Genomic DNA, 22,062 nt, shown 5'->3' on the forward strand with positions numbered 1-22,062 from the left:
ATCAGTCCTTTCCCCTGCCGAAGACGTCCGAAGGCGCCTCTTTCCACAGAGCCGAGAACGCCTTGTCGACCTCGGTGTTGCCCGTCATGGCCGCACGGAGGTCGTCGCGCTGATCCATGAGCGGACCGAAGACCTCGACAGCGTTGTCCGCCATCTCCTGGCGGGCGCGTTCGAGCACGTCGAGCAGTGTCCGAGCCAGTTGCTCCGGCGGCATGGACCGGTACTTCGTGGTGTTGAACTTGATGCCCACCACGGAGTTCTGCGAATCCATGGTCACCGTGACCATCCGGTCGGCCGAGGTCGCCGAAGACGTCCGGGAAGCGAGATCGGCCTTCGCCGCCTCGATCCGGTCACGCTGATCCCTCAGCGTGGCCATGGTTTGGTGAAGTTGCTCCTCCAGCCAGTCGGCCATCGTTTCCTCCCTGTCCGTAGTTGCGTGGACCGCCGGCACCTCGTCCCGCTGCCCGGTTTCCGCGCCTGCGGCCACCCAGTACCGAAGGCGGCAGCTTCGGATCGGTGCCCCAGGTCTCCGCGTCCTCGGTCAGCCAGGTGGTCCGGTCGCGTTCACCCTTGTTCTGGTCTCCGCCCGCACCGCCACCCATGCCGCCCGCGGTCGGTGGGTAGAACGGGACGCCGCCCATTCCGTTCTGCTGATTCCCGTTCCCCTGCTGGTTCTTGATCAGCGACGGGCCGCCCTCGGTCGTCACCGGTTTTTCCGGCGGCGCGGGCGCCTCAAGCCCGCCGGTCGAACCGGTCGAACCGAGGCCGCCCGGCGAACCGATGGACCCCAACGACGAATTCGAGACCGAAGATCCCTTGTAAAGGCCCGGGGATTCGCTGGACGACAACGACACCGAAGGCGAATGCGACCCGAGTAACGTCGGCATCGACGGGGTGCCGTCTCCGCGCAAGGACTTCAGGTACTTGTCCAGCTCCGACTGCTGCGACTCGTCCTTCTTGACCGGCTCCGGCCGGGCCAACCGGTCCTTCTCCGCGAGCTTGTCGCCCTTCGGGCCGATGATGTTGCCGTCGGGACCGATCCGGGATCCGGGCGGCACGACGATCTGGCGCCCGAGCTGGTCGAGCAGGGGCTTCTTGTCGGGGCCGAGCACGACACCGCCCGGGCCGATGGTCGAGCCGGTCGGCACCTTCAGTTTGTCGTCCGGCTTCGGCGGGGCGGGCGGCGGCTTGGGCCCCGGCGGAGGAGTCGGTGGAGGCGGCCCGCCGTTGAGCCCCTTGTCCTTGTTGTCCTTGTCGTCTTTGGAATCCTTGGAGTTCTTGTTGTCCTTGGTGAGATCCGGGACCTTCGGCGGCCCGTCCTTGGGCCCGGGCGGCTTGGGTCCGCCCTTCCCCGGCCCCGGCGGAGGAGGCGGCGGGGCCGGCCCCTGCGAGCCTGGCGGAGGCGGCGGGGGCGCCTTGTGGAGATTGAGCCGATGTGGCTCCCTGATCTGCGGCAGGAGCGACCTGGCGATGTCATAGCCCTTGGGGAGTTCCGCGAGCACGGCCTTGGCCGCGACATCGAGGGTGGCCTCGAGATGGTCGGTCCACAGATCCCGCGCCGCGGACATGATCCCTTCCCAGAACGCGGGGTTTCTGGCGTCCGCACCGATCAGTTTACTTGTCGGGTAGGCCTCGGTCACGCGACCGTTGTGCCAGTCGCTTTTGTTCGACTCGAGATCGTTTTTGAACGCATCGCTGTTCCAGATCGCCTGCAACGCGCCGCCAGGCCAAGCCAGTTTGCAATCCGTATTCTTGATCGTGCCGAAGAGCTTGGTGGGGTATTCGGCACCCGCCTTGGTCATCCATTCGTTATAGCCCGACTGGAGCTTGTTGAAGGCCCACCGAAGACCGGTCTCGGCTTCGTTGATGTCTTTTGTATTCACATCATCAGTGGTGGTTTGGGCGACCTTCAGCCCACTGGAACGCGTTCCCAGCTGCCGTACGAGGTCATTACACCGGAACATGAGATCGTCCAGTACCTCCCGGAACGCCCCGGCGCCGGTCCCCTGGAAGTCGTCACCCTTCTTCCCGACCTTGTCCCGCCAGCCCTTCAAATCCCCGGCGTGGCGTTCGAGCAGGGTTTTGGTCCCGTTCAACGCGTCGAACGCCCTCGTGAACGTCCATGGTTGCCCCAGCGGATTATAGTTGGGATCACCTTGCATGGAGGCGAGAGTTTCTCTCATATTGCCGTAGAACGTATTCATCGCGGGGTCGAACTTCTCATAGTTGGCGCTGGCGACGCCCCAATACTGCATGGAGAACGTCGAACTGCGTGCGACGAAATCCCACCCCTTAGGATTCTTCGAGCCATGCGTGGAGCCCCACACGTCCCATTTGAGCCACGGGAAACCCAGGATGGTCTCCCGGCTGGGCATCTTTTTGGAACCCAGTGAATCGCTTGTGCTGTCGAAGATGTTGAGAACATCTTCCCACGGCGTCTGCGAACTGTTCTTGCCGATGGGGTTGTCGGGCATCGCGATCAGACTCCCGTGCCGCCGTTGCCACCGTTACCGGTAGGAGGCGGCGAGTCGACCCCGAGGATCTCGCCGAGCTGGCTCATGTTGAGTTCGGTGGACAGCTTGATGTTCTCGTTCTCGCCGTTCTCCGCGACCCGCAGCACATCGGAGATGCTTTCGCTCAGCCGGACAAGCCGTTTCTGGATCACGTCGACCTGCGCCCACAACGTGGGCGCGGTACCGGCCTTCCCCTCGTACTTCTCCATCAGCAGCTTGGCGGGCTCCCATGCTTCGGCGCCTGCCAGCAGCCGTCGTTTTCCGGTGGGGTTGTTCGCGGCCAACTGTAGTTCCGCGAGGTACTTGTTCTCCTCCAGTTCGGTGACCATTTTCTCCAGCACGCCGGACTGGAAGTCCTTCAGAAAACTGACCGTGATCTTGATGTCGCCGCTGTCAGCCACGCCCCTGCTCCCTTTCCTGAAAGCAACCCGGAATCAGATCTGGAACTTCGCCCCGATGTTCGCGTCGGTGCGCTGGTAGTTCTCGAAGGACATGGACAGCGTCTGGTGCCCCTTGGTGAACCGGCTTTCCATGGCCTTCGTCGTGGCGTGCCACCGGCGCTGCAGATCCGTGTAGGACGTGGCGCCCTGGCCGATCCAGCTATCGGTCATCGGCTTGATGGACTGCTCCAGGTCGAGCAGTGCGGAGTCGATCTGCTTGCTCAACGCGACCATCCGCTCGGCAAGGTGCGGAACATTGCCGCTGACCGCGAAACCGTCATAGGAAGTACTCATGATCGTTTCCTTTCTGAATCGGGAATTAAGTGGTCAGGACAGTTCTTTGAAGATGCGGTTGCCCTCGTTGCCGCCGAACGCCGTCATCGCGGTCAGGTTGATGTCGTCTTCGGAGACGTTCATGGTCTTGTCACTTTCGTTGACCAGGTCCTTGATCTCCGTGAGCATCTTGAGCACCTGGAGGTAATCCGTCTCCCACAGCTCCAGCTGGTTGAGGAAGGTCTGGGAAGCCGCGCCCTGCCAGCCGGACCTCAGGTCGCTGCGGACCGAGGTCACTCCCGAGTGGATGACCTTGCACGTGGATTCGCATTCTTCGATGGCCGCGAGGCCACCCTTCATCCCGCTGTCGGACTTCTGGAAATTCGTGCTCATCGGTCGCTCGCCCTTCCTCGCGGTGTCGCGGACTTCACCATCCGCCATGACGCTCCATGGCAAGGACACCAAGCCCTGGACCCGCAGACCATGCGGAACCACCGGCAGAAGTTGCCGGCCCCGGTTCCTCCGGTCAGGAACCGCAGGTGGCGGCCTCGGGCAGCACCGTTCCCCCGTCGCGCAGGATCGCCGGATCCAGCGCGGCGCCGGTCGGCACCAGGTTCAACAGGGTGGTGGGCAACCCGTTCGAGGCGGCCGACTCGAAACCGAGTGCCTTCACGCCCGCTGGGGGAACCGGATATTTCACCCCGGTGTCGGTCACCAGGAAGAGGGCGTCACCGGCCCGTCCCGACGCGGCCGAGGCCCTGACGAGAGCACCTCCCCCGGGTCGCACCGCGATCCGGTCGACCCGGGAACAGGGCGCCGCGATACCGGGCTGACTCGCCGGCACCTGTCCCTGCCGGGTGAACCTGTCGGCCACCGCCACCTGCGTACGCGGCGTGTCGCCGTCCGGGGTGACGAGGGCACAGAGTCCTTGTCCACTGTGGAGTGTCGTCGCCTTCGGCGGATTCGCGGGCGGCGGCTGCTCGACCGAGGCCAGCCGCTCGCTGACCACCCGTCCCGGCAGCGGGGTCACCGTGATCTCCCCGCCGCCGTACGCGGCCCGGCGGATCTCCGGATCGGCGGTCAGCAACCGGTTGTCCAATTCGGACAGCGGCGTGAGGCCGGCCTTCGTGAGCACGTAATGCCGCGCGGGTTCCCCCGAAACGGTGTACAGCCTGCCGATCCGCGATTCCGCTCCGCCGAGGGTGGGTCCGGCGTCGCCGAGTCCCTCGATCGCGGGCGGCCCGAAATCCGGGCCCGCGGGCAACGCGTCCAGCAACGCGGTCGGCACCTTGACCGACTGGAGCACCCCGTCCACCGCGTCGAGCGCGCCGCGATCGGTCACCGCCCGATGCCGTTTTCCCTTCCACAGCAGGAAGGTCGTCCCGTCCGGGGTGACCGCGACGACCGCGGCGTCGTCCCCGAGGGGGTTCGCTGTCGCGCCGCCGACACGCAAGGCCGTCGGACCGGCCTGATCGCGATCCACAGCGGTGCACACCTCCCACGGATCGTTGGCGAGTGCGGGGAGCGCGTCCGGCGCGCCGATGATCCCCAGTGGCTCACCGCGCGGCACCTCTTTCAGCGAGGCCTCGGAGACGTGTTTGACCGCGAGCTGGTTCCCGGCGACCAGTTTGGCCGAGGCATAGTTCAGTACCGGCAGCAGTTTGCCGCCCGCGTAGAGGAACCGCGCCCCCGAAGAGTCGGCGACGACCAGCGCGCCCTCCACCCGCCAGGATTTGTTCCCGCCCGGTGAGACGAGGCCGAACACCAGCATGCCGAGGCAGGCGAGGACGGCGATCAGCACGCCGATGACACTGCCCCGGTACGTCCGGTTCAGCGGGCTTTCCGGCGCGTCCGGATCGACACGCAGCAAAGCCGACGACAGCCTGCCCAGCATGAACTTGTGTGCCTGTACCTGATCGGTTTTGGCGTTCACCTCCCTCAGCCCCCGAATCCGCGCATGAACGCGAACACGCCGAGCAGCCACAACGCGAGCGGCAGCAGCGAAACCGCGGCGAGGGTCTCCGCGATGTCCGCGAGCCTGCCCCACTGCGGCAGCAGCCTGCGACCTGGCAGCGTCCAGCGCGCCACCAGCACCACGGCGGTCAGCGCGAACACCCCCGCCACCATCGGCAACGGGGTGGCCGAATCCAGCTGTGAAGCCAGCAACAGCCGCAGTACGCCGTACACCCCCGGCACGATCACCGAGAGCCGCTGCCACACACTTCCCAGCGCGCGGCCGTGCACCAGCAGCAACGCGCTCAGCATGGCGGCGAAGGTGACGGCCTGCCACGACGGGTCGCGGACCACGAATTCGAGTGTGACCAGGCAGGCCATCCCGATCGCGGCGAACAACGCGGTCACGAAGGCGTCCGCGATCAGGCCCTTGCCGACGACCTCGTCACCGGGATGCGGATCGAGTTCCTCCTGCAGTTCCTGGGCGGTGGTGGGCAACCCCGGCAGCCGCAGCCCGGACAGCCGGAAGGCGATCCTCGGCACGAAGGCGCCGAGCAGGACGGCGATCACCGCGATGATCGTCGCCGAGGCGGACGCGCCGCCGTCGCCACCGAGCATCATCACCAGACCACCGGTCGCGCACAGCAGCCCGAACGTGGCGACCGAGATGAACACCGGCGCGAAACCCGCCACCGCCGCCATCCCGAGTGCGGCGGCTCCCGCACCCGCGACGCAGGCGGCCAGCAGCCGTGCGCCGGTCAGTACCGGACCTTCGGGTCCGTGAGGGATGAGCGAACCGGCCAGTCCGACGAACGGGACCGCGGCCAGCGCCAGTGACAGCGCCGCTGCGCTGTCACCGAGCGCGCGGGCGGCCGTGGCGGCGCACACCAGCAGGAAGAAGGCCGCCACCCCGGCGGACAACAAGGTCGGCCACGCGGCGGGCGCGGTCACCAGCAGCCAGAACCCGAGCGCCGCGGCGGCCAGCACACTGCCGAGCATCGTCCACCGGGTGGCCCCCGGGCTCCAGGAGTCCGGCCGGGCGCGGGCCTCGGTGGACAGGCCGTCGATGATGTCGTCGAAATGGACGGCGGGCAGCTGTTCACGACGCTGCCGCAGGTGCAGGGTCTCGCCGTCACGCAGTTTGAGTACGTCGACCGTGGACTCCTGGTCCAGCGGTGGGTCGCCGAGCCGTTGCAGGATCCAGCCGTCGTGGTCCACCCCCTCTTCGGCCAGATCCTGACCCGCGTGGCCGAGGATCGTCGGCATCAGGTCGATCAACGGGATATCCACCGGGACGGCCAGTGCGAAACTGGCCGCCGGGGCACGGACACGGAGCTTGCACAGCCCTGAAGTGGTCGCCATGGCACACGCCTTCGATCGGGCGACCGACGCGCGGCATCGTGAGTGAACCGTCGCGTGGTCGGATTTCGTCACCTCTAGTGGAGCCGCCACCACAGCGCGTCCGAGAGGGAAGGAACCCGGCCTTGAGTGTAATCACATTCCGCAAGGGGACGCGACGGCCAGGACCGGAAATGCCCGAGGGCGAGCTGAGCATCCAGGAACCGCCCACGCTGCCCGAAGTCCAGCGCAGCGCCGGCGCGGTCATGATGTACCTGCCGATGGCGTTGTCGTCGACGGCGACCGTGCTGCTGTTCGTCCGCCCCGGTGAGAACGGCGCGTTCAGCTATCTGGCCGCCGGGCTGATGACGGTGTCCTCGATGGCCATGCTGGTCGGCCAACTGGGCCGCAGCGCTGGGGAACGCAAACAGAAACTCAACGACGCCCGGCGCGACTACCTCCGCTACCTCGCCCAGTCCCGCCGCAAGGTCAGGGAGGTGGTGACCAGCCAACGGGAAGCACTGGCCTGGCGGCATCCCGACCCGACCTCGCTGTGGTCGCTGCCCGGTACGACGCGGATGTGGGAACGGGACGCCCAAGACGACGACTTCGGCGAGATCCGCGTCGCGCGGGGACCGCAGCGGCTCGCGTGGCGGCTGAACCCGTTGTCCACCAAGCCTGTCGACGACCTGGAACCGCTGTCCGCGCACGCGCTCCGCCGGTTCATCCACGCTTACGGCACCGTGACCGACCAGCCGGTCGCGGTGTTCTTGCCGTCGTTCGCCAGGATCCTGGTGCAGGCCACCGCCGAAGAGGGCGAGCGGATCCGGGCGCTCGCCCGGTCGATGATCGCGCATATCGCGGTCTTCCACTCCCCCGCGGAACTGCGGATCGTCGTGCTCGCCGCGCCGGAACGCCGGGCGTCCTGGGAATGGGTGAAATGGCTGCCGCACAACCTCCACCCCAGCGAAACGGACGGCGCGGGGGAAGCCCGGCTGGTGGTGGAGTCCATCGCGGAACTGGAAACCGCGATGGGCGACGAATTCGCCACCCGGCCCGGATTCGATCCGGATGCCCTGCCCGACCTCCACGAGCCTTGCGTGATGCTGTTCGTGGACGGGGTCACCGTGCCGCCCACGAACCGGCTCGCCGGTGACGGTTACCGCAACACGACGGTCGTGGACCTCTCTTCGGCACTGTCCGTTCAGGACGACCCGCTGACCCTGCGACTCCGGCTCGGGGACGGGATGCTGAAGCTGATCACGGTCGATCAGCACAACAAGGAGGTCGCCGGCGACCTCGGCCGTCCGGACGGGATCGGCCTCAACACGGCGACGGCGCTGGCGATGCGGCTGGCGCCCTACCGGGTCGGCGCGCGGCAGAAGTCGGCCGAACCGATGGCCGCGAACTTCGATCTGACGGCCATGCTGGGCATCACCGACATCCAGACCTACGACGTGGCGGCGGGCTGGGCGGCGAAACGTCCCGGCGGCAGGCTCCGGGTGCCACTCGGCGTCGGCCCGACCGGCACCACCGTCGATCTCGACATCAAGGAATCCGCCCAGTCCGGGATGGGCCCGCACGGTATGCTGATCGGTGCGACCGGTTCCGGGAAGTCGGAGCTGCTGCGCACCCTCGTACTGGCGCTCGCCCTCACGCATTCGTCGGAGGTCCTGAACTTCGTACTGGTGGACTTCAAGGGTGGCGCGACATTTCTCGGCTTGGACGGGCTGCCGCATACCTCGGCGGTGATCACGAACCTCGCCGACGAGGCCGCGCTGGTCGGCCGGATGCGCGAGGCGCTCAACGGGGAACTGGTGCGGCGCCAGGAACTTCTGCGCAAGGCGGGCAACTACAGCTCCGCGCTGGACTACGAACGGGCGCGGGCGAACGGGACTCCGCTCGATCCGCTGCCCACCCTCTTCCTAGTGGTGGACGAGTTCAGCGAGCTGCTGTCGGCGCACCGCGACTTCATGGACCTGTTCATCATGATCGGGCGGCTCGGGCGGTCGCTGGGCGTCCACCTGCTGCTCGCCTCGCAGCGGCTCGACGAAAGCCGGATCCACCAGCTGGAATCGCATCTGTCGTACCGGATCGGCCTGCGCACCTTCTCGGCGATGGAAAGCCGTGGCGTGCTCGGGGTACCGGACGCCTATCAGCTGCCCTCCGATCCGGGGAACGGTTTCCTCAAAAGCGGTACCGCGGCGCTCGACCGGTTCAAGGCGGCCTACGTCTCCGGCCCACACCGCGTGGTGCGCCGGAATGTCGAGCAGGCGGTGGTGGCGCAGCAGATCGTCCCGTTCACCTCGAAGTTCGCCGCCCGCACCGAACCGATGCCCGAACCCGAACCGGTGGTGGCCGAACCCGAGCCCGAAGGTTCGGTGCCGAGCCTGCTGGAACTGGCCGTCGACCGGCTCCGCGACGCCGGCCCGCCCGCGCACGAGGTCTGGCTGCCGCCGCTGGACGCGCCCAGTTCCCTCGACGAATTGCTGCCGCCGCTGGTGGAGACCCGTGAACACGGGCTCACCGCGCAGGAATGGTACGGCCGCGGCGAGCTGACCGTCCCGATCGGACTGATCGACCGGCCGTTCGAGCAGTCAAGGGATCCGCTGCTCGTCAACCTGGCGGGCAGCGACGGGCATGTCGCGATCGTCGGCGGACCGCAGAGCGGCAAGAGCACCGCCCTGCGCACCCTCATCACCGCGCTGGCGCTCACCCACACCCCGGCCGAGATCCAGTTCTACTGCCTCGACTTCGGTGGTGGAACGCTGACCAGTTTGCGAAAACTCCCTCATGTCGGAGGTGTTACCGGCCGTCTGGACGTCGAACGGATCCAGCGCACCATCGGCGAAGTCACCACCCTGCTGACGCGCCGGGAGCGGTTCTTCACCGACAACGACATCGATTCGATGGCCACCTACCGGCGCAAGCGGGCCGCGGGGGAATACGCCGACCAGCGGCACGGTGACGTCTTCCTCGTGGTGGACGGCTGGTCCACGATCCGGCAGGACTTCATGGACCTGCTGCCGACGTTCGTCGAACTGGCCTCACGTGGCCTCAACTACGGCATCCACCTGATGATGGCGTCGAGCCGGTGGAGCGAGATCGTCAGCGCCGTCCGCGACCTCGTCGGCACGCAACTCGAACTCCGGCTCGGTGACGCGGTCGATTCGGTGATCAACATGCGCGCGGCGGCGACCGTGCCGAAGATCCCCGGCCGTGGCCTCACCGACAAGGAACTGCATTTTCTCACCGCGCTACCGTCCATCGACGGAGTGGAACGCGACGTCGCCGAACACGTCGAGGCACTGGTGGACCGGATCGCCTCGGCGTGGTCCGGCCCGTCCGCTCCCCCGGTCCGGATGCTGCCGCCGGTACTGGACCGGACCGAACTCCCCGAGCCGGACGCGGATATGCGCCTCGCACTCGGCATGGACGATCAGCGTCTCGAGCCGCTGTGGCACGACTTCGAGGACAACCCGCATCTGATGGTCATCGGCGACGTGGAATCGGGGAAGACGAACCTGCTGCGGCTGGTGATCGACGGCATCACCAAGCGGTACACCCCGCAGGAGGCCCGGATTATCACGGTGGACTATCGCCGCGGTCTGTACGACGCGGTGCCGCAGGAGTACCAGCTGGGCTACGCGGTGTCCGGGGATTCGGTGCACGACATGATCGACGGTGTCGCGCGGGCGGTCCAGACCCGGACGCCCGGCCCGGACATCACCCCGGCGCGCCTGCGGTTGCGTGACTGGTGGACCGGGCCTCAGGTATTCGTGGTGATCGACGACTACGACATGGTGGCGTCGTCGTCGAATTCCCTGTTCCAGCAACTGTTCGACCCGCTGGCCCAGGGCAACGCGCTGGGTCTGCACCTGGTCGTCGCCCGCGGCGCCAACGGGATCGGGCGCGGCGCCAACGATCCGCTGCTCCGGCGGCTCGTCGAGGTCAACACCCCGATGATGCTGCTCTCGTGCCCGCTTTCGGAAGGCATCGTGTTCGGTGAGGTGCGGCCGCGCGTCCTGATCCCCGGGCGGGCGCAGTACGCCACGCGGCGCGGAACGACCATCGTGCAGACGGCCCTCTCGGCCCACGAGGCGGCGCTAGTCACGAAATGACCGGACCCGCCCTTCCGTCGCCGCCCCCCCATCAGCGCCGGAAGGGTTTCCCCGGCGGCTTGCCCGGCGGGTCCGTGAAGGCCTCCTTGAGGGACTCAGAATCCCTTAAGGAGGCCTTCACGGACTCCGGAGAACCCGAACCGGCGCTAACGACCGGCGCGCCATCCCCGTCGCCGTCCTCGCGGAATCACGAAAGCGGCCGCGCCCAGCAGAGCGACGGCCACCACGACGACGGCCACCACCAGCCAGGCCGCCTGCCTGGCGCTCGCGAGGTCCGACGCCGGCATCACCACCAAAGGCTCACGTCGGGCGGCGGCCGGGCCACCGGCCGTCGCGACCGACGTCAACGCCGCGAGCGGGTCGAGCACGGTCACCCCTGCCTGCGGGTAGGCGGTTTCCCGCAACCGCCGGGTGATGTCGGCCGCCGTCGACTCGGGCCGGTACGACCGGATCAGCGCCGCCGCGGCCGCCACGTGTGCGGCGGCGAACGCGGGTCCGGCACCGACGAACGGGCCACCGCCGGGTCCCTTGCCCACCACGAGATTTCCCGGTGCGGCAAGAGATCCGGGGACGGGTGCGGCCTTGGCGGCCGGTTTCCCGTCCGGGCCGATGGCGGTCACCGCGAGTACGCCGGGGAACGCCGCCGGGTAGTACGGGCCCGGTGGGACGTCGCGCGCGGTGGTCACGTCGCGGCCCGCCGCCGCCACGATCAGCGCGCCCGCCGCGACGGCCCGGTCGACAGCCTGCCGTAGCGCCGGATCCGCCTCGGTGACGGCCGTCGCGACGCAGATGATCCGCGCACCGGCCGCGACCGCACCGTCGAGGGCGCCCGCGATACTGGCCGCGGTCGCCGCGCCTGCCTTGTCCGTACCGCGCACCGCGAGCACCCGCGCCTCGGGTGCGAGCCCGGAAACCTTGGCACCGTCCGCCAGAGGCAAGGCGATCAGGCTCGCGACGACAGTGCCGTGCCCGACACAGTCGGTACCGGCGTCACCGACCGGCTGGATCGGCAGGACCGACCCGTCGACCCCGGTGTCCACCACCGCGACAGTCACGCCTTCACCGGTCGACAGCGCCCAAAGCCGGTCCGCGCCGAGATAAGGCAGCTGCCACGGCACCGAGGGGACCTTCTTGCCCGACGGGGCGGTGCACGGCTGCCCGGCCTTCAACGCCTGCGGGATCTGCGGCAGCTCGGTGTCCTGCGCGGCCGCCAAACCACCGTTCGCCAGAAGGGTGAGTGTCACGCACGCCACGGCCAGAGGTCGCCTCATCGTCCCAGTCCAGCACGCACCGCCGGGGAACGAACAGGAAGAAGGACCGGCAGATTCCCCCATCAGTGAACCCAATCGGGCATCCACTGCGTTGTCCATGGTGGAGCCGAAGGTTCCGCCCGCAGAACGACGAGGGGAGCGCTCGTGTCACGGCACGTGCTCACAGTGGACCGCGATCAGGGGTATCGCACCATTTCGGCAGCGCTGCAGGACGCGCGCAACGGAACGGTGATCTCCGTGCTTCCCGGCCGCTATGACGAATCGCTGGTGGTGACGAAGGTCGTCACCATCGCGGCGAGCGACGCACGCGGCAGTGTCGAGATCGTTTCGCGGCAGGGCAGCGCGCTGCAACTGGCCGCCGAGGCGGTGAAACTCACCGGGCTGGTGCTGCGCGGTCAGCATGAGGAACTGCCCGCGGTCGACATCTCGCGCGGCCAGGCCGCGGTGGAGGACTGCGAGATCATCGGCGCCGCCTGGACCGCCGTGCTGGCCCGCAATTCGGGTTCGCTGGCGATGCGCGGCTGCCGGGTGACCAACCCCGGCGGCGCGGGGATCGTGGTCACCTCGCCCGCTCCCAGCATGATCGAAGACTGCGTCGTCGAACACGTGCAGACCTCCGCCGTGGTGATCGCCGAACGCGGCAACCCGACGGTGCGGGACTGCACCCTTCGGCACGCCAAGGGCAACGGCGTCTGCGCGAACGGCCAGGCCCAGGGCACCATCCAGCATTGCGACATCTCCGCGACCGGACGGCCGGGGATCGCGCTCGAAGAGGACAGCGCGACGAAGGTGCTCGACACCACCGTCCGGGACAGCGCGAGCGGCGTCTTCGTCAGCACCCACTCCTCACCGGTGCTCGAGGAATGCCGGATCACCAACACCACCGGCGACGGGATCACCGTGGCCGACGGCGCCGATCCCGTGCTGCGCCGTTGCCGCACGGCCAAGACCGGCGGTGTCGGCGTGCGGGTCACCGGACGGTCCCGCGGGTCCTTCGAGGACTGCGAGGTGGCCGACGCGACCGGCGCGGATATCCATATCGACGAGGCGAGCGGCCCGTCGTTCAGCCGCACGGTGGTCCGCGGTGGTTCGTCGGTGGGGCTGCTGGTCACCGACGGCGCGACGGCCGAGTTCGACAGGCTGGAGATCCATGACGTCGCGGGCAACGGCGTCCTGGTGGAGGCGGCGGCCAACCCGCTCCTTCGCCGGGCGACGCTGAACGGCTGCCGGGGCAACGGCATCGAGGTCACCGGCAACGGCCGCGGCCGGCTGGAGGACTGCGAGGTCCGCGACGCCGGTCAGGCCGGGCTCAGCATCTCCGAAGGCGGAAGTCCTTATGTCAGCACACTTCGGGTGTTCCAGCCGGGACAGTCCGGGGTGCTGATCGGGCCGGGCGGCGTCGGCTCGCTCCGGGACTGCGAGATCGTCGAGGCCGGTGAGAACGGCGTGACAGTACGCGACGGCGGAGAGCTGATGCTGTCCCGATCCACGGTCCGGCGCTCCCGGGGCCACGGCGTCCAGGTGGACGCCGGCGCGCGGGCGAAGCTGACGGCCGACGACGTCAGCGGCAATCGCCGGGACGGCGTGCGGATCGAGTCGGCCGACGCGGTGAGCGTCGTGGACTGCACCGCGTCCGACAACACCGGCGGCGGCCTGCGCGTCACCGTGCCCAGCGCCCGGCTGTCGGTGGAAAACCTGACCAGCAACGCCAACGGCACCCCGGATATCGACGGCAGCACCGCGAGCACGGCCGAGGTCGCCGAGACCGACGTGGACGGCACCGCACCGCACCAGGCCGAAGACGACGGCGCGCCGCTCGCGAAACTGGAGGCGCTGGTCGGTCTCAGCGGCGTCAAACATCAGGTGAAGACGCTGGTGAACCTGAACAAGATGGCGCGCAGACGCGAGCAGGCGGGTATGGTCGCGCCGCCGACCAGCAGGCATCTGATCTTCGCCGGGCCGCCCGGTACCGGAAAGACGACCGTCGCCCGGCTCTACGGCAGCATCCTCGCCGAACTGGGAGTGCTGCGCGAAGGCCATCTCGTCGAGGTGGCCAGGGCCGATCTGGTCGCCCAGATCGTCGGCGGCACGGCGATCAAGACCACCGAGACCTTCACCAAGGCACTGGGTGGCGTGCTGTTCATCGACGAGGCGTACACCTTGACGGCGCAGGGTAAGGGCAGCGGACCGGATTTCGGCCGGGAGGCCGTCGACACCCTGGTCAAACTGATGGAAGACCACCGCGACGACCTCGTGGTGGTCGCCGCCGGCTATTCGCAGGAGATGACCGCGTTCCTGCAGTCCAACCCGGGGCTCGCGTCGCGCTTCACGCGGACCATCGAGTTCGAGAACTACGCCAACGACGAACTGGTGACGATCGTCGAGCGGATGTGCACCGCGCACCAGTACCAGGTGCCCGAGGACACCAGGAACGCCCTGTCCGTCCATTTCGGACAGATGGAACGCGGCGACGACTTCGGCAACGGGCGGACCGCGCGCAAGGTGTTCGAGGAGATGGTGGACCAGCAGGCGTTCCGCCTCGCGAGCGAACCGGAGGCGGACGACCAGAGCCTTTCGCTCCTGCTCCCCGCCGACGTACCAGGCGGGGTGGCGGCCGGCGCCCAGCAGGGCGACGACGACGCGCTGACCACGTTGCGGACACGGCTGGATTCGATGATCGGCCTGGCCGGGGTGAAGGATGCGATCAACGACCTGGTGAACCTGATCTCCACCGCCCGGCAACGACGGCAGGCGGGCCTGCCGGTCCCCGCGATCAGCAATCACCTGGTGTTCGCCGGCGCGCCCGGTACCGGCAAGACCACCGTGGCCAGGCTCTACGGCGAACTACTCGCCGCGCTGGGCGTGCTGCGCAAAGGCCATCTGGTCGAGGTCGCGCGCGCCGACCTGGTCGGCCGCTACGTCGGGCACACCGCGCATCTGACCAGGGAGGCGTTCGAAACCGCGCGCGGCGGCGTGCTGTTCATCGACGAGGCCTACGCCCTCACGCCGCAGGGTGCCACGGGCGGCGACTTCGGGCAGGAGGCCGTCGACACCCTGGTCAAACTGATGGAAGACCACCGCGACGACACGGTGGTGATCGTCGCCGGCTACTCGGCGGAGATGCGGATGTTCCTCTCCTCCAACACCGGTCTCGCCTCCCGGTTCTCCCGGCATATCGAGTTCGAGAACTACACGACCGACGATCTCGTCACCATCGTGCACCGGATGGCGACGACGAACGGCTACGAGTGCGCGCCGGAGACCGTCATCGCGCTGCGGAAGCATTTTGCGGCCGTGGAACGCGGCGTATCGTTCGGCAACGCGCGCTACGCCCGGCAGGTGATGGAGATCATGATGACCCGCCAAGCCGGACGGCTCAGCACGACGGGCGCGCCCACCGTCGCCGACCTCCGCCTGCTGTCCCCTGCCGACCTGCCCTGATCCGGTTTCGGCCCCCGGCCCCGGCCCCGTCTCCCGACGCGGGGCCGGGGCCGTTGTCGTTTCGGGTGCCCATTCGGCTCGAAACCAGGACACCGGGCCATGGCAGGATCACCGGTGTTCGGCACGCCCGTCGCTGAGAGGAGTTTGGCCGCGTGGGTACGACCGCGTTCGGTGACTTCCTGCGTTTCTACCGGTTGCGCATCCCGATGACCCAGGAAGAGCTGGCCGAGCGGACCGGGATCAGCGTGCGCAGTATCAGCGACATGGAACGCGGACGGGTCCGCAACCCGCAGCGGCGCACCGCGGAACTGCTGGTCGACGGCCTCGGCCTGACCGGCGAGGAAGCCGCCGACTTCGCCGATCTCGCCCGCTCCGGGCGCCGGGCGGCGCCGGAGCGCGAGGACGAACCCGCTCCGCCCGAAACTCCGCAGGCTGCCATCGTCGCCGCCCTGCCGCCCAACCTCACCGAACTGACCGGCCGGGAAGCCGAACAGCGGATCCTCGACGACGTCGCGCGGGCCGCCGAGTCGTCATCCCGGCTGCAGGTCGCGGTGATCCACGGCCTGCCGGGCTCGGGCAAGACCGCGCTCGCCATGGACGCCGGGCACCGGCTCACCCGGCATTTCGGTGACGGCTGCCTGTTCCTCGACCTGCGCGGCATGGATCTCGAACCGCTCACCCCGGAACGCGCGGTCCACCGGCTTTTGCGCGGGTTCGGGGTGGACGAACGCCGGCTCCCCAACGATCCCGAAGACCGCCTCGCCCTCTACCGCTCCCTGCTGCACGACCGCGACGTGCTGCTGATCCTCGACAACGCCGCCAACGAGGCCCAGGTGCGGCCGCTGCTGGCCACCAGTCCCGGATCGATGGTGCTGGTGACGAGCCGGAACACCATGGCGGGCCTCGACGCGCGGCACCGGATCTCGCTCGGCTCGCTGTCGGAAGACGAGTCGGTGGAACTGCTCCGCGTGATCGCCGGAACGCGCCGCCTGAACACCGAACCGGACGCGGCGCGGCGGGTGGCGCAGCTCTGCGGCGGGGTGCCGCTCGCGTTGCTCATCGCGGGCAACCGGCTGGCCAGCCGGGCACAGTGGACGATCGCGCATCTGGCCGACCAGCTGGAGAACGAACGGCGGAGGCTGTCCGTACTCACCGCGGGCGACCTCCAGGTGCGCGCCGCCTTCGAACTTTCCTACCACCACTTGACTCCCGCCGTCGCCCTGGTGTTCCGACGGCTGGCGCTGGTGCCCGGTCCGGACACCTCCGTCGAACTCGCCGCGGTGGCTTCCGGGCACTCGGCGGACGAAGCGGAGTCTGCGCTGGAAAAACTCGCCGAAGCCAGCCTTCTCGGCTTCAGCGGCACGCCTGGCCGGTACACCAGCCACGACCTGCTGCGCGTCTACGCCATGGAGCGGCTCGAAACCGCGGAGCGGACCGAGGATGTGCACGCCGCCGGAGAACGTGTGCGGAACTGGCTGCTCACGGTCGCGACGAAGGCCGCGCAGTTCTTCGACCACGACCGGCCGGAGGTGACGATCGCGGTCGACGGGCCCGATCCGGTGCGCGACCGGGATTCCGCGGCACGGTGGCTGGCGCGGGAGCAGACCCACTGGCGTGGCGCGCTGCGTGCGGCCGTGGCTCGGGGTGAGCACCGCCGGATCCTCGAGCTGGCCGAGGCGATGCACTGGTACTCGGATCTGCGTGGCACCGGCGTTCTGTGGCGCGAGGTGTTCCGGGCGGGCGCGGCGGCGGCGCAGGCCCTCGGTGACGTCAAATCCGCCGCCGAGCAACTGAACTACGTGTCATGGGCGCTCTACGCGCTTTGTGGCGAGCCGCGTGAGGCACTGGCGGCGCATAAGCTCGCGGTGGCGGCGGCAGGCGAAGCGGGCGACGTCGTGACGGAGGCGTGGTCGCTGTACTACGGGTCGGCCATCACCCGGCGGCTCGGTTCGCCCCGCGAGGCCGCGCGAATCGGCAGGCGCGCGGTGGAACTGTTCGAGCAGGCCGGCTATCCGAACGGTCGTTCTCTGGCGCTGTCCTTGCTGGGCAGCATGCTGCACACCCTCGGCGAGTTCGACGAAGCCGTGGCCGTGCAACGGCAGAGCGAGGCCCACTACCGGGGTTCGGCCATCGCGGCCGGCAACGACGAACTGCTGTCCATGGTGCTGACCAGGCTCGCCGACAGCCTGGCGGCGAGCGGGGACGTCACGGGCGCGCTGGGCCTGCTCGACGAGGCCGAGGCGTTGTTCCGCAGGCACGACGCGACGTTCGGGGTGGCGCGGGTGCAGACACTTCGCGGGCGGGTGCTGTCGAGGGCCGGACGTCTGGAGGAGGCCGAAGAACAGCTGCTGTCCGCTCTTGCCGAAGAGCGCCAGCCCGAAACGAAGATCGAGATCATGGCCGAACTCGCCGAACTCGCCGACGCCGGTGCCCGGCCGGAGGAAGCCCACCGGCACCGAGTGCGCGCCCTCGCCGAATGCTCCCGGTACGAAACTCCTCATGCCCGGAGCCTGGCCCGGAAACTGGCCACCACCCTCGGCGTCGAGGTCCGGGAATCGACCTGAGCCCGTCCGGGTCACCACCCGGCGGCCGTGACTCCGTTGCAGGCCAGCACCTCCGTCATCGCGATCCGCGCGTGGTGCACCCGTGATTTGACCGTGCCGACCGGCACACCGATGCTCACCGCCGCCCGTTGCCGGGTGCGGTCGTACCGGTAGACCTGTTCGAGGGCTTCGCGCTGCATCGGCGTCAGCTGGGCCAGCCCTTCTTCGACGACGCACCGCTCGACGACCTCGTCGGCGAAGTCGGTGCCGCCCGGCAGCAGATCGAAGTCGTCGTCACCGAACACCACCGGACGGGCGGTGTCGCGGCGGGCCCAGTCGACGATGAGGTTGCGAGCGACCGTGAACAGCCAGGCGCGGACCGAACCGCCCTTTTCCGCGAGCGTCTCCCTGTTCCGCCAGGCGCGGAACAGGCATTCCTGCACGACGTCCTCGGCCCGGTGCGGGTCGGTGGGCAGCAGGCGGCGGGTGAACCGCAGCAGATGATCCCGGTGCTCGGCGTGCAGCGACGCAAGAAAGGCGTTGCCGACGGCCGACGACGGTGCCCGGCCTGCCAGCGCGGTCACCTCGGTGATGCGGTGGCGTGCCACGCTGACCTCCTTGCGGTTGACGGCTTCGATGGCTCAATTCCACCCTCGGGACCGTGCGGCGACCATGCGGAAGGACCGGCAGAAGTGGCAGGCGGGCTGTTCTTCCGGTCTCACCCGGCGTAGGCCGGCAGGTCGATGGCGTCCGAGGGCGGATTGGTGAAGCGGGCGGCGATACGGCCGACCCAGGGTCGCGCGGCGACACCGGCGAGAGTGGCCAGCAGCCGGATCCCGGCGCGGGTTCTCGGAGCGGCCAGCCGGGGCGCGATCAAGGGAACGTTCTGGGCCTGTGCGACGTAGGGCCGCAGATCGCCTCGTAGGAACGGAACGCCTCGCCATGATCGGACTGACGGTGCAGGAACTCGTGCCGTGCGGGGATTTTCCGCTGCTCCAGCCCGGCTTGCTATCGGACGGCGTCCGTAGCGGTCACCGTGCCGTCCGCCGAGCACGAGGCCCGCGCCGAGGGTCAGGGCGTAGCCACCGATCACCCACTGCAGCCCGACCGGGCTCGTGCCCAGGGACCGTTCCAGCGACGGGCCCGCCACAGTGACGATGGTCGAGTCGAGCAGGTCCATGAGTTCGATGACGAGCACGGTGGCCAGCAGCCACCACACCGCCCGTCATCGCCGACACTGGTCTTAGCCAGTGTGACTTCGCGGTCTCACTCGGATACGACAAGTCTTTGATGGGCAAGATCCTCCATGGCCAGATGCAAGTCAGTGTTGAGCTGGCGGCAGCCGTCGAGCGGCACTACGGAATCGACCCTCTTGACTCGCTCGTCCGCCAAGCGCGCCGACGACTGGACGGGCCGCCGCATCAAGACGGCAGGACTGAACCGCCGACGCAATTAGCGAGCAACCAGGCCTGTCACTTGACCAGTTGCAGACCTCGGCTTCTCACCCGGCCCCCAGGACAGAGGGCCAGCTACTCCTCGTCCACCCCGGCACGACCGTCGCCTGGCCGAGCACTACCGCGACGTAGCGGGTTTGGATCATGACGCCTGACCCCGCCCAGATCCTCGCCGCCGGCGACCCGATCTTGGTCCATCCCCTGGCTTACACGGTTGGCATGACAAGGCCCGCGTCTCGAGGACAGACATGACCGGAGTAACGCACAGAACACCACACACGACTACAAATCACCTCGTGCCAAGGAGCATCCTCATGATCAAGGGCGTCACCCTCTTCGCCGCAGCGGCCGCGGCAGCGGTCACCCTCACCGCCTGTTCCGGTCGTGACACCGGCGATCTCGGTGTCGGCGGCTTGACTCCCGCCCCTGCTTCGACACCCAGCTACACGCCGCAAGCGTCGTGCCCTCCACTGCAGACCGGACAGTCATGCATCAACGGGCAACTGCTCAAGTCCAGCCCGACCAGCGAAGCTCCGCAGCCCCAGGTCAAGCCCAGTCCAGCCAGCGAGGCTCCGCAGTACCCGCCCCAGGTCGAGCAGGCCCGCGGGTCCGCGGAGTCGTATCTCGGCTACAGCGCTTTCTCGCGAAACGGCTTGATCGATCAGCTGTCCTCGAAGTACGGCGACAGCTACCCGAAGAACGTCGCCACCCAGGCGGTGGACAGCCTGAGTGTCGACTGGAACGCGCAGGCAGCCAAATCGGCACAGTCCTACCTGGACTACACCTCGTTCTCGTGCACCGGCCTGATCCAGCAGCTGTCATCGAGGTACGGCGGGCAATTCACCAACCCCCAGGCCAAGTTCGGCGCACACCAGACGAAGGCTTGCAAATGAGGCCCCACCTGTGAACATCGCCGAACACTCCGCTCCCCTCGCGCCGCACCTGTCGCCGGAAAGATCGGCCGAATCCACGTAGCCGTCCGGCGACTCATCCCAGCAAGCAGCTGCATGTGATGCAACAGCCTCATCAACCCGACCGCACTGGCGTCGGACATGCTCCCAGGCAAGGTCCAAGAGGAAGCTCGCTACCTCGACGAGGTCCCAGCACCCGGCGTGATCGCCCTCAATAGCCTCGCCGCTGGCGAAGCCGTGAATCACTTCATGCTCGCCGTCACCAACCTCCACACCGATGACGACGAACACTCCTTCCTCCACTTCCCTCGCAGCGGACAGCGCGCCTACCAGCAAGCCCGTCGCGACCCAGGCTGCCTACTGGACCAAGAACTACCGCACCGGGATCGAGCACGAAGACCCCGAGGCCTTGCAGCGCAAGTACCCGTACTACGACCCGATCTCCACCCTTCCCGAAGCCGGCCAGAAGTGGTGGGCCGGCCAGCGCGGCTGACTTCTACATGTACGAAGGTGAACCGGTGGCCCCAAACGCCGTTTGGGGCCACCGGTTCACAGCTAGCCGTAGCCGAATCGAGCAGCATCTCGAACGCTGAAAGATTGACAGGCCGCAGAGGAGGCCCGGTGCAAGTTGGTCGAGTGGTACGACTTGAGCAGCGTCTCATACTGGGCCAAGAACGCCTGGCCAGCCGAGACGTCGCCAGCATGTGCCGACATTTGCGCCCAACCGGTCCCTGCGCACTATCGGGCCAGATACCGGAGGCTGCCGTGGGACATCAGGCTCATGTCCCTGCAGCGGACGTTTCCCACTGACAGATCTTTCAGCGTCGACCACCCAGAACAGGGAGACGCCTGGTAGCGACCGATCGCGAAACGGCCCAGGAACCCTCTGAGCAGTTCCATAGTGGACCGTCTTCCCTCTCGGCGAGCCTCGGCGTCAACCGCTCGTTGACCATCGCTGCACAGGCGGAGCGGGCGATGGCGTTGTGGCCGAACCCCGGCGACACCGACGCCCTGCCGCTGCGGAAGCACCGTACGAACGGACCACCACTGCGCCTCCCCGGCACCCGGCGGTGCCGGCTGCCGCGCCAGCCGCTCTCCACCGAACGGACGTCCACGGTTCGCGATGAGGGCCGCCGACACATCCTTCCAACCGCAGATCAGCGTTCCACTCCGTCGAGAGGTCTGTGCCCAGCGGAGTCTTCAGCTTGCACCAGCTCACCCAGGCCCACAACGCCGAAGTCATGGGTGACATGAATGGCGACGGTTCACCCGACGTCGTCCGTACGTCGAATTCCTGACGAGAACGTTTCAGAGTTCACGTGATTTCACAACGCGCACGTAGCACTCTCGAACAAACCACCAACGGAGTGACTGTGAAACGGTTTACTGATCAAGTCGTGGTGGTGACGGGCGGAGCCGGCCGTTCCGCCGAAGAATTCCGCAAGAACGGTGGCACCGCCGCCCCTTTCCTGGTCGACGTCACCGACCCGGAAGCTGTCGAGACATCGGCCGGCCGGATCGTTTCGACGTTTGGCGAGATCGGCGTTGAGGATCTTGCCCCGCCGGGTCTCCAGTGGCGCGCCGCGATCAGTTCAGCCCTCAGGATCTCCTCGGGGACGTCCACGCGGGACTTGAGGACGACCAGCCCGTGCGGGCTCCGACGTCCGGGACTTACCGTCCCCCGAGGTAAGGCGGGAGCCATCCTCGACCCCGCGCTCGGCGGGATGCTGCACGACGTGGCAACCAGGTCTTGGATCGGGCGCGCGCTCGGCATGGTCCGGATCGAAGGCAGTTGATAACGATT

At 68.1% G+C, this 22,062-nt stretch carries 16 protein-coding genes; 6 read left to right on the plus strand and 10 right to left on the minus strand.

The features are described from left to right. Position 1: 1 nt before the first annotated feature. The 7 genes from DL991_RS27415 to eccD all read right to left on the minus strand — a co-directional run bounded on the left by DL991_RS27415 (position 2) and on the right by eccD (position 6,541). Complete coding sequence (locus tag DL991_RS27415; RefSeq protein ID WP_125787281.1) at positions 2–376, minus strand: YbaB/EbfC family nucleoid-associated protein; 375 nt, start codon at positions 374–376, stop codon at positions 2–4. Further along, the gene (locus DL991_RS42705) at positions 351–2,474 is read right to left on the minus strand and encodes a hypothetical protein (RefSeq protein WP_158632680.1); all 2,124 of its coding nucleotides are present in this window, start codon (positions 2,472–2,474) and stop codon (positions 351–353) included. Before DL991_RS42705 ends, DL991_RS27415 begins: the two co-directional genes overlap by 26 nt. A 5-nt stretch (positions 2,475–2,479) precedes the next feature. Continuing rightward, entirely contained in the window at positions 2,480–2,914 is a 435-nt protein-coding gene (locus DL991_RS27425) for a hypothetical protein (RefSeq protein WP_125787228.1), read from the minus strand. 33 nt (positions 2,915–2,947) lie between these two features. Then, a complete protein-coding gene (locus DL991_RS27430; protein WP_125787229.1) occupies positions 2,948–3,247 on the minus strand; it encodes a WXG100 family type VII secretion target in 300 nt (99 codons plus the stop codon). 33 nt (positions 3,248–3,280) lie between these two features. Next, positions 3,281–3,619 (minus strand): WXG100 family type VII secretion target, encoded by a 339-nt coding sequence (locus DL991_RS27435; RefSeq protein WP_125787230.1) that lies wholly within the window; start codon positions 3,617–3,619, stop codon positions 3,281–3,283. A gap of 133 nt (positions 3,620–3,752) precedes the next feature. Beyond that, positions 3,753–5,159: a type VII secretion protein EccB gene (gene eccB / locus DL991_RS27440; RefSeq protein ID WP_125787231.1), complete on the minus strand. Its 1,407-nt coding sequence runs from the start codon at positions 5,157–5,159 to the stop codon at positions 3,753–3,755. A gap of 5 nt (positions 5,160–5,164) precedes the next feature. After that, positions 5,165–6,541, minus strand: a complete 1,377-nt coding sequence (gene eccD / locus DL991_RS27445; RefSeq protein ID WP_125787232.1) for a type VII secretion integral membrane protein EccD — start codon at positions 6,539–6,541, stop codon at positions 5,165–5,167. 122 nt (positions 6,542–6,663) lie between these two features. Between eccD and eccCa the strand changes: the two genes are divergently transcribed. Beyond that, positions 6,664–10,638, plus strand: a complete 3,975-nt coding sequence (eccCa, locus tag DL991_RS27450; RefSeq protein WP_233599022.1) for a type VII secretion protein EccCa — start codon at positions 6,664–6,666, stop codon at positions 10,636–10,638. A 146-nt stretch (positions 10,639–10,784) separates the two neighbouring features. On the opposite strand, the gene DL991_RS27455 is transcribed toward eccCa, so the two are convergent. Continuing rightward, on the minus strand, positions 10,785–11,882 hold the full coding sequence (locus DL991_RS27455) for a S8 family serine peptidase (RefSeq protein WP_233599023.1): 1,098 nt from the start codon (positions 11,880–11,882) through the stop codon (positions 10,785–10,787). Between the two features lie 171 nt (positions 11,883–12,053). Between DL991_RS27455 and DL991_RS27460 the strand changes: the two genes are divergently transcribed. Next, positions 12,054–15,350, plus strand: a complete 3,297-nt coding sequence (locus DL991_RS27460) for a right-handed parallel beta-helix repeat-containing protein (protein ID WP_125787233.1) — start codon at positions 12,054–12,056, stop codon at positions 15,348–15,350. Between the two features lie 152 nt (positions 15,351–15,502). Next, complete coding sequence (locus tag DL991_RS27465; protein WP_125787234.1) at positions 15,503–17,914, plus strand: NB-ARC domain-containing protein; 2,412 nt, start codon at positions 15,503–15,505, stop codon at positions 17,912–17,914. A gap of 11 nt (positions 17,915–17,925) precedes the next feature. Here the strand turns inward: DL991_RS27465 and DL991_RS27470 are convergent, their stop codons facing one another. Continuing rightward, the gene (locus DL991_RS27470) at positions 17,926–18,501 is read right to left on the minus strand and encodes a sigma-70 family RNA polymerase sigma factor (protein WP_233599024.1); all 576 of its coding nucleotides are present in this window, start codon (positions 18,499–18,501) and stop codon (positions 17,926–17,928) included. A 110-nt stretch (positions 18,502–18,611) separates the two neighbouring features. Next, positions 18,612–19,112: a hypothetical protein gene (locus DL991_RS44040; protein ID WP_370307841.1), complete on the minus strand. Its 501-nt coding sequence runs from the start codon at positions 19,110–19,112 to the stop codon at positions 18,612–18,614. Positions 19,113–19,661: 549 nt separating this feature from the next. Here DL991_RS44040 and DL991_RS27485 point away from each other — a divergent pair. The 3 genes from DL991_RS27485 to DL991_RS27495 all read left to right on the plus strand — a co-directional run bounded on the left by DL991_RS27485 (position 19,662) and on the right by DL991_RS27495 (position 22,054). Further along, positions 19,662–20,240, plus strand: coding sequence for an Ltp family lipoprotein (locus DL991_RS27485; RefSeq protein ID WP_125787235.1), 579 nt, complete (start codon positions 19,662–19,664; stop codon positions 20,238–20,240). Between the two features lie 295 nt (positions 20,241–20,535). Continuing rightward, positions 20,536–20,751, plus strand: a complete 216-nt coding sequence (locus tag DL991_RS27490; RefSeq protein WP_125787236.1) for a hypothetical protein — start codon at positions 20,536–20,538, stop codon at positions 20,749–20,751. A 904-nt stretch (positions 20,752–21,655) separates the two neighbouring features. After that, positions 21,656–22,054 (plus strand): hypothetical protein, encoded by a 399-nt coding sequence (locus DL991_RS27495; protein ID WP_125787237.1) that lies wholly within the window; start codon positions 21,656–21,658, stop codon positions 22,052–22,054. Positions 22,055–22,062: the final 8 nt, after the last annotated feature.

It is taken from the genome of Amycolatopsis sp. WAC 01375 (assembly GCF_003947325.1).
Taxonomy (GTDB): domain Bacteria; phylum Actinomycetota; class Actinomycetes; order Mycobacteriales; family Pseudonocardiaceae; genus Amycolatopsis.

What these genes read in the sequence shown, in the direction of transcription:
- DL991_RS27430 (WP_125787229.1), bottom strand. Translation starts at nt 3,247, where the DNA reads ATGAGTACTTCCTATGACGGTTTCGCGGTCAGCGGCAATGTTCCGCAC.
- DL991_RS42705 (WP_158632680.1), bottom strand. Translation starts at nt 2,474, where the DNA reads ATGCCCGACAACCCCATCGGCAAGAACAGTTCGCAGACGCCGTGGGAA.
- DL991_RS27485 (WP_125787235.1), top strand. Translation starts at nt 19,662, where the DNA reads ATGATCAAGGGCGTCACCCTCTTCGCCGCAGCGGCCGCGGCAGCGGTC.
- DL991_RS27415 (WP_125787281.1), bottom strand. Translation starts at nt 376, where the DNA reads ATGGCCACGCTGAGGGATCAGCGTGACCGGATCGAGGCGGCGAAGGCC.
- DL991_RS27490 (WP_125787236.1), top strand. Translation starts at nt 20,536, where the DNA reads ATGACGACGAACACTCCTTCCTCCACTTCCCTCGCAGCGGACAGCGCG.
- eccD (WP_125787232.1), bottom strand. Translation starts at nt 6,541, where the DNA reads ATGGCGACCACTTCAGGGCTGTGCAAGCTCCGTGTCCGTGCCCCGGCG.
- DL991_RS27435 (WP_125787230.1), bottom strand. Translation starts at nt 3,619, where the DNA reads ATGAGCACGAATTTCCAGAAGTCCGACAGCGGGATGAAGGGTGGCCTC.